At 53.6% G+C, this 7,275-nt stretch carries 5 protein-coding genes; all 5 read right to left on the bottom strand.

The genetic code is table 11. The features are described from left to right. Positions 1 to 186 precede the first annotated feature (186 nt). Positions 187 to 720, bottom strand: a complete 534-nt coding sequence (locus AAC019_RS16950; protein WP_339900494.1) for a response regulator transcription factor — start codon at positions 718 to 720, stop codon at positions 187 to 189. Position 721: 1 nt separating this feature from the next. Then, positions 722 to 1,996, bottom strand: a complete 1,275-nt coding sequence (locus tag AAC019_RS16945; RefSeq protein ID WP_339900493.1) for an ATP-binding protein — start codon at positions 1,994 to 1,996, stop codon at positions 722 to 724. A 178-nt stretch (positions 1,997 to 2,174) separates the two neighbouring features. After that, the gene (locus AAC019_RS16940) at positions 2,175 to 3,581 is read right to left on the bottom strand and encodes a trehalose-6-phosphate synthase (protein ID WP_339900492.1); all 1,407 of its coding nucleotides are present in this window, start codon (positions 3,579 to 3,581) and stop codon (positions 2,175 to 2,177) included. Continuing rightward, positions 3,578 to 5,374 carry a glycoside hydrolase family 15 protein gene (locus AAC019_RS16935; RefSeq protein ID WP_339900491.1) on the bottom strand — a complete coding sequence of 599 codons (1,797 nt, stop codon included), beginning with the start codon at positions 5,372 to 5,374 and terminating at the stop codon, positions 3,578 to 3,580. The genes AAC019_RS16940 and AAC019_RS16935 overlap by 4 nt, the downstream gene beginning before the upstream one ends. Then, positions 5,337 to 6,107 carry a trehalose-phosphatase gene (otsB, locus tag AAC019_RS16930; protein ID WP_339900490.1) on the bottom strand — a complete coding sequence of 257 codons (771 nt, stop codon included), beginning with the start codon at positions 6,105 to 6,107 and terminating at the stop codon, positions 5,337 to 5,339. Before otsB ends, AAC019_RS16935 begins: the two co-directional genes overlap by 38 nt. Between the last annotated feature and the right edge of the window lie 1,168 nt (positions 6,108 to 7,275).

The following is a 7,275-nucleotide window of genomic DNA, read 5'->3' as shown; positions in this document are numbered from 1 at the left end:
TCGCCCCCGACAGAGCGAAGCGGCGATCGGGGGCCCAGTGACTTTGAACAAACGGCACGCCTGTATCGGCAACGTGCCACAGCCGAAGACACTAGATTCCCGGCCGGGAATGACGAGGAGGAAGGCGCGGGACTCCACTGTAGCCGACAACGACGGCAGTGCAGCCAGCCCGACTGCTTTAAAATGTTAATCTTTTACCGGGCGCTTGGTCAGCTTGCGCTGCAGTGTGCGCCGGTGCATGCCTAATGAACGGGCGGTGGCGGAGATATTACCGTCGTTTTCTTGCAGGACTTTTTGGATATGCTCCCACGCGAGCCGGTCGACCGAGGGTGGGCGCTCGGGAATGCTCGGTTCGCTGGTTTCGTTAATCCCCAGGGCGCCGAGTATTTCATCGGTGTCGGCGGGTTTACATAAATAATTTTTTGCCCCGAGTTTGATGGCCTGTACCGCGGTGGCGATGCTGGAATAACCCGTTAGCACTATCATAACTATGTTTGGCTGATGCTTTATCAAGGCTTCAATAACATCAAGGCCAGAGTCGTTGGCAATTTTTAAATCGACAACGGCGTATTGATATGGCCGCTCTTGCGCGTTTTGATTGGCGACGGCGGCGCTGTGGGCTGTATCGGCACGATAGCCGCGACGAGCAAGCGAGCGCTGCAGAGTGCCGGAAAAAACCGGGTCGTCATCGACAATTAAAAAGTTAGCGACGTCACTCATGCTAAGCGTCCAGCGGTAGTTTGATGGTGGTGGTGGTGCCGCCCTCGGGGCGCGGGGCCAGGGTTACGGTACCGCCAAAGCGTTGAATACTGGCGTGGGTTAAAAACAGCCCCAGCCCCATGCCGTCGGGCTTGCTGGAAAAAAATGTTTTGCCTAAAGCGCGCAGCGCAGCCTCGGGCAGCCCCTCGCCGCGATCATTAACCTGCCACACCAAATGGTCGGCGTTGCTCGATACATTAATGCTTAGGTGATCGGGGCTGGCGTCGGCGGCGTTATTCAGTACATTGATAATGGCTTGCTCAATGGTTGCATGAAACCGCACCTGCTGCTCGGTTAGCGTATCGCTTATGTGGATCTCAGAGCGCGACTCTGGCCGCAGTAGTTGCCAGTGATCAAGCAGCGTGCGGCAGTACTCCCGCGCCGGTAGCGCGGCAGGCTCATGCAGCCGGCTTAAATCCGAGCGCGCCCGCAGGCTGGTTAAAATATCGGCGCAGTGGTTTACCTGTCGGTACAGCTCGTCTAAATCGTCACCAAAAGCGGTACGGGCTTGGGCATCCTGGCGCAAATCAGCCAGCAAGACTTTCATGGTGCTGAGCGGGGTGCCCAGCTCGTGCGCCGTGCCCGCGGCCTGTGTCGCTACGGCCAGCAATTGCTCGTCTCTTAAATCTTCCTCGCGGCGGCGGTTAAGTTCATCTTGTTGCACGCGAACAGCACTTGCCATACGCACCACAAAAAAGCTAATAAGGATGGCGCTTAAGGCAAAGTTAAGCCACATACCCAGCACGTGCCAATTGGGGCCGCTTGTGTGATGAGCGTGCCCGCCACCGGGCGGTGCCAGCCACTGCAACGGCACATACCAACGCAGCAGCAAGCCATACAAAATAATCCCCACCGCGCTGACCGCCCAGGCATGTTTAGAGGGCAATGTTGCCGCCGCGATACATACGGGCACCAGTAGGTAACTTAAAAATGGGTTGGTGGCGCCGCCGGTAAAATAAGCGATTGCGGCCACTGCGATAATATCGATAAAAAGCTGTGCGGTAAGCTCTGTCGCCGTAACGCTTTTGGGGTGCCGCAAGCGCAGTATCGACAAGCCATTGGCCACCGTGAGTAACAGCAAGGCGACAAGAATGGGGGTTAACGGTAAGTGCGCCATCCCAAACCGGCTTGCCAAGGAGGCGGTAATCGCGAGCGTAAAAATTACCATAGAGCGCATGACAATAATTTGCCGGTAATGCTCGGACGGGGCTTTTAATGTTAGATAAGAAGTTGCCATAAAGGCATTATACGGCCTAGCCGCCAAACTGGTAGCTGCGGCGTATTGTCGCAGGTGCGCCTTAGAGACGTTGGGCTCTCGCCCCGATGAGGATTGGCGGTAACCTTTAGCGGGGTAAATAATCGAGTAAAAAAACGCCCACCCAGATCGGGGTGGGCGTCAGCTGTTTACCTTAGCGCTACGAGGCGCTATTGGAGGTAACGAGCTTGGGGCCGGTAACTTGCTTTAAATCACCCAGAAACTGGCTCTGCCAGGCGTGGATGTCGTGTGCCTCCAGCACGTCCATCATTTTTCGCCAGCGGTCGATTCGCTCGTCCAGCGGCATGTTTAGCGCCTTGGCCAAACCGCCGGTAATAGCGCTCACATCGTAGGGGTTTACCACAACGGCGGCGTCTAGCTCGTCGGCCGCACCGGCCAGCTCGGACAACACCAGTACGCCCGGGTCCTCTGGGTTTTGCGCCGCCACGTATTCTTTTGCCACCAGGTTCATGCCGTCTTTTAAGGGCGTTACTAAACCCACATGCGCTAAGTTGTACATGGCCAAAATAGTACGCCGGCGAAACCCGCGGTTTAAGTAGCGCAGGGGCATCCAATCAAAGTCGGCGTAGGTGCCGATAATATGGCCGGCTTCGCGGTCAATACGTTTGGCAAGGTCACCGTAGGCTTGCACGTCGCCGCGCGAGGTGGGCGATATTTGCAGGTAGACGACTTTGCGCAAAAACTCTTGGTAGTGCCCCAGCAGCTTATCGTAGGCCTGAAACCTCTGCACCAAACCTTTGGAGTAATCGAGGCGATCCACCCCGATAACCAGGCTGCGATCACCCAGGCTTTTGAACAGGCGGCGATACTCATCCGTTTGCATGCCGGCATGGGCGGCACCATGGAGTGCCGAGGTTTCTACGCTAATGGGGTAGACTCGGGCGGTGCAGTGTAAATTGCCCAGTCGCAGTTTGTCATTTTTAAGGATCTCACCACCCAGGCCCTGGGCGATGCCCATACAAAAGCCCATGTGGTCGCCCTCGGTTTGAAAGCCTACCAAATCGTAGTGCATTAGCCCTTTTAAGATTTTGTCGTACCCAGGCACAGTGCGCAGTAAGTCCAGCGATGGAAATGGCGTGTGCAAAAAGAAGCCAATCGGGTTTTTAATACCCGCATCACGCAGCATTTTACCCAGGGGGATTAGGTGGTAATCGTGCACCCAAATGGTGTCGCCGGGCTGAATAATTTTTAACAACTCATCGGCGAATTTTTGGTTGGCCTTAAGATAGCCCGATAAATCCGTATCGCTGTAGCGCATTAACTCTGGGCGCTGATGAAACAGCGGCCAGAGGACGCTATTGGCGTAGCCTTTGTAGTATTGATTGTATTCGGATTGGCGCAGGTTGACCGTCACGTACTCGATTTTGCCGCGCTTTTCCGTTTTGGGGGCATCGTTACGGTTTTCTATTTTGCCGCTCCAACCAAACCATACACCGCCTTCTTTCTCCATTGCGGCCATCACACCAACAGCCAAACCGCCTTCAGAGCCTTTGCTAGCGCCATCGCTTTTGGCAACACGATTAGACACTACAATTAATCGACTCATAGCTCAGTCTCCCATTTTTTACTTAAGATGCGCGCGCTGTTAATAATGCCCACCATTGAATAGGTTTGCGGGAAGTTACCCCACAGCTCGCCCGTCTCTGGATCCAAATCCTCGGACAGCAGCCCTAAGTGGTTGCGCTTGGAGAGTAAATCTTCAAACAAGTCGCGGGCCTCTTCTGTACGCCCCGCAGAGGCCAGCGCATCAATGTACCAGAACGAGCAAATCGTAAAGGCGTTTTCCGGGGTGCCAAAGTCGTCTTCGACGACATAGCGAAACAAATAGCGGCTGCCACTGGGCATCAGCTTCTTCTCGATCTCGGCGATGGTGCCGGTAAAGCGCGAATCGCGCCCGTCGATATAGCCCAGCTCACACGCCAGCAGCAGGCTGGCATCCATGGTGTCACCGCCCCACGTGGCGGTGTAAGCGTTAAGCGCTTTGTTAAAGCCGTTTTCCTCAATAGCATCACGAATGGTGTCAGAGGCCTTTTTCCAGTATTCGTAACGCTCCGACAGTTCAAGCTTACGTGCTATTTTGGCCAGCCGGTCGGTAGCGGCCCAACACATCATGCTAGAAAAAGTGTGCACGTGCTTGCTACCGCGCAACTCCCACAAACCGGCGTCGGGCTGGTTGTAGTAGGTGTAGGCTTTTTCGCCCATGGTTTCTAGCAGCTCAAATAACTCTTTGCTGCCGGGGCGGCGGATGCGCTCATCAAAAAACATTTGCGTGGCCGAGAGCACAATCGCCCCGTACACATCGTGCTGAATTTGCTCAGCTGCTTGGTTGCCGACCCGCACCGGGCCCATACCGCGATACCCAGGCAAACTGTGAGCAATTCGCTCTGGCATTTGCTTGGTACCATTAATACAAAACACGGGTTGCAGGTGCTCTTCGCTCATTCCGGCCACGATATTTACAAGATATTGTAAATACTGCTCCATGGTGCGAGTGGCACCTAAGCGATTTAGCGCGTGTACCGTAAAGTAGCTATCGCGCAGCCAGCAAAAACGGTAGTCCCAGTTGCGCTCGGAGTGGCTGGCTTCAGGCAGCGATGTTGTCATGGCCGCAATGATGGCGCCGGTGTCTTCGTAGGCGCTAAGTTTTAACGTAATTGCGGCTCTGATAACGGCATCTTGCCACTCAAACGGTATGGCCAGATAGCGTGACCACTCGAGCCAGTAGGACTCCGTCTCTACCAAAAAGCGCTCAGTTAACTGCTTAATGGGCTCGGTTATCGACTGGTCATCACCAAACACAAGGTAGTGTTCGCCATCTAAAATAAACCAGGTTTCATCCATAATGGCTGTAACCGACACCCCGGTTGTTAGGCGCAGCGCCATATCACACCCTAAATAGCGAATATGGTTACTGCCCTGAATCTTGCGGTAGCCCTGAGAGCCATCGTCACAAGCGGGCCGCAGGCGAATGCGGATTTTAGGGGAGCCAATGGGCTTGAGTTTGCGCGAGAGCATCATCGGCCTAAACATACGGCCATACTGCATAAAACGCGGTACGAAGTCGGTTACCGTTACACCATTGCCGTTGGCGTCGTATAAGGTCGTTACCAAAATAGCGGTGTTTTTTTCGTAGTGTTGTTCGCTATGACTAAAGTTTTCTAAGTCGATAGCGTAAGTACCCATAATGGTTTCTGGGTCGTCGGTTTTTAACAGCGAGCTAAATACTGGCTCGCCATCAAACCGAGGTAAACAATTCCAAACTATTTCTGCTTTTTTATCGACTAATGCCCCAATGACGCAGTTACCGATTAGCGCCAATTCCAAGTTTCGTTCTGTCATCTAGTTGCCTCAACTTATCCAGCTGTAACTGCAAAAATGCAAGAACCTCGCCAGTATCGGAAAGTCGAACGTTTGCACAGCTTGGCCCTTCTCCCACCTTGATGGAAACCCCTCCCTGAGCGTTCACCCAGGCAAAACCATCTTCGTCTGTCGTATCATCTCCAATATAGACGGGCTGACGCCCACTAAAAGGAGGTGTGCTCATAAATCGTGCAATCGCGACGCCTTTATCCACCCCAACAGGCTGGATTTCGTACACGCAATTGCCCCTTATCACTCGCACCTGATCGCTATCATCCAGCGCCAATTGCGTTGCAATATAGGCCTCTATCTCGGGTTGTTTGGCGGGGTTTTTGCGGTAGTGCAACGCTACAGCATGGCCTTTATCTTCGGCAATAAGGTGGTTTTTTTCGGCAAAGCTTAGCAATAACGAGCGTATCTCCCTAAAGCTTTGATTGCCCAGCTCCGTGTTGCTAACCGGCCCATCGCCATAACGCCACTCGGCACCATGACTACCCGCCATACTCAGGGGTAAATTGATCAACCCGCCTAAAGACTCAATCGAGCGCCCGGACACTAACGCTAACGCACCATTAAGACGCAGTGCCAACTGTGCTAAAACGTCACGCAACTCACTGGAAACCACCACCCCCTCTGGAGTAGCGGCAAAATCTACCAATGTACCGTCGAAGTCTAAAAACAAGGCGAGATTACTTGTGTCTTTAATTTCCATGGACTCTCTACTGCATAAAAGTGGGTATCGCGTGCTAGTACCTTTGACTATACCAAGCTAAACCAAGATTAAAAGTAATTCACGGGGTGCGACTAACGGAATGCTACGCAATAAAGTATTTTATGTGGGAGCGAGGTCGGAGGTCGGAGGTCGGAGGTCGGAGGTCGGAGGTCGGAGGTCAAAAATGGTACCGATGGAGTGGCCACATAAAAGAAGCGGCTGGACCTGACATTTTGCACAGCTGCCCTGCCCGTAGGGTGAAGCACAGGGATGTGCTGAATGACATGGCACTGCGTGCTAGATCGGGACAGTTTTTCATCGTATTCAAAATAAAAAAAACCACCCGGACTAATCGGCCAGGAGCCGATTAGCACAGCGCTAGCTGGCCGAAGGCCGAGCCCAACATTGATTAACGAGTAAGAAAGCAAGTGCGAATCGATTGGCAGATGACCTACACTGGGTTACGAGCGGTGCTCGTAATCGCTGCGCGACGCATTCGCGCCCTAGCACTCGTTCCTGCGGAACAGAGGCTTTCACATGGCACTTCGTGCTAGGTAGGGAGAGAAGCTCAACGTATTCTAAATAAAAAACCCCACCCGGACTAATCGGCCAGGAGCCGATTAGCACAGCGCTAGCTGGCCAAAGGCCGAGCCCATGGACGGGCGAGTGATTCCCGGATGGGGTTGTTTATTTAGAAGCTTGACGATGACCTACTCTCACGTGGGGACAAAACGGCATGGAGTGCCGCTTTAGATAGCCGGAGGCTACCCGAAGGGCGAGGGCCACGGATGGCCCGAGTCAAACCCCACACTTAAAGAGCGGGGCTTTGCCCGTGTGAGAGTTGGTCATCGACAAGCACTGCGGTGTTATGCGGGCCACAGAAAAAAATACCCCGAACCATTGCTGATTCGGGGTATTTTAGATTAGAAGCTTGACGATGACCTACACTGGGTTACGAGCAGCGCTCGTAATCGCTGCGCGACGCGTTCGCGCCCTAGCACTCGTTCCTGCGGAACAGAGGCTTTCACATGGCACTTCGTGCTAGGTAGGGAGAGAAGCTCAACGTATTCTAAATAAAAAACCCCACCCGGAGGCCCGGATGGGGTTGTTTATTTAGAAGCTTGACGATGACCTACTCTCACATGGGGAAACCCCACACTACCATCGG

The organism is uncultured Gilvimarinus sp. (genome assembly GCF_963975215.1).
In the GTDB taxonomy this organism is placed as follows: Bacteria; Pseudomonadota; Gammaproteobacteria; order Pseudomonadales; family Cellvibrionaceae; genus Gilvimarinus.
The sequence above is the reverse complement of the archived record's forward strand: the minus strand, read 5'-3'. Positions and strand labels throughout refer to the sequence as shown.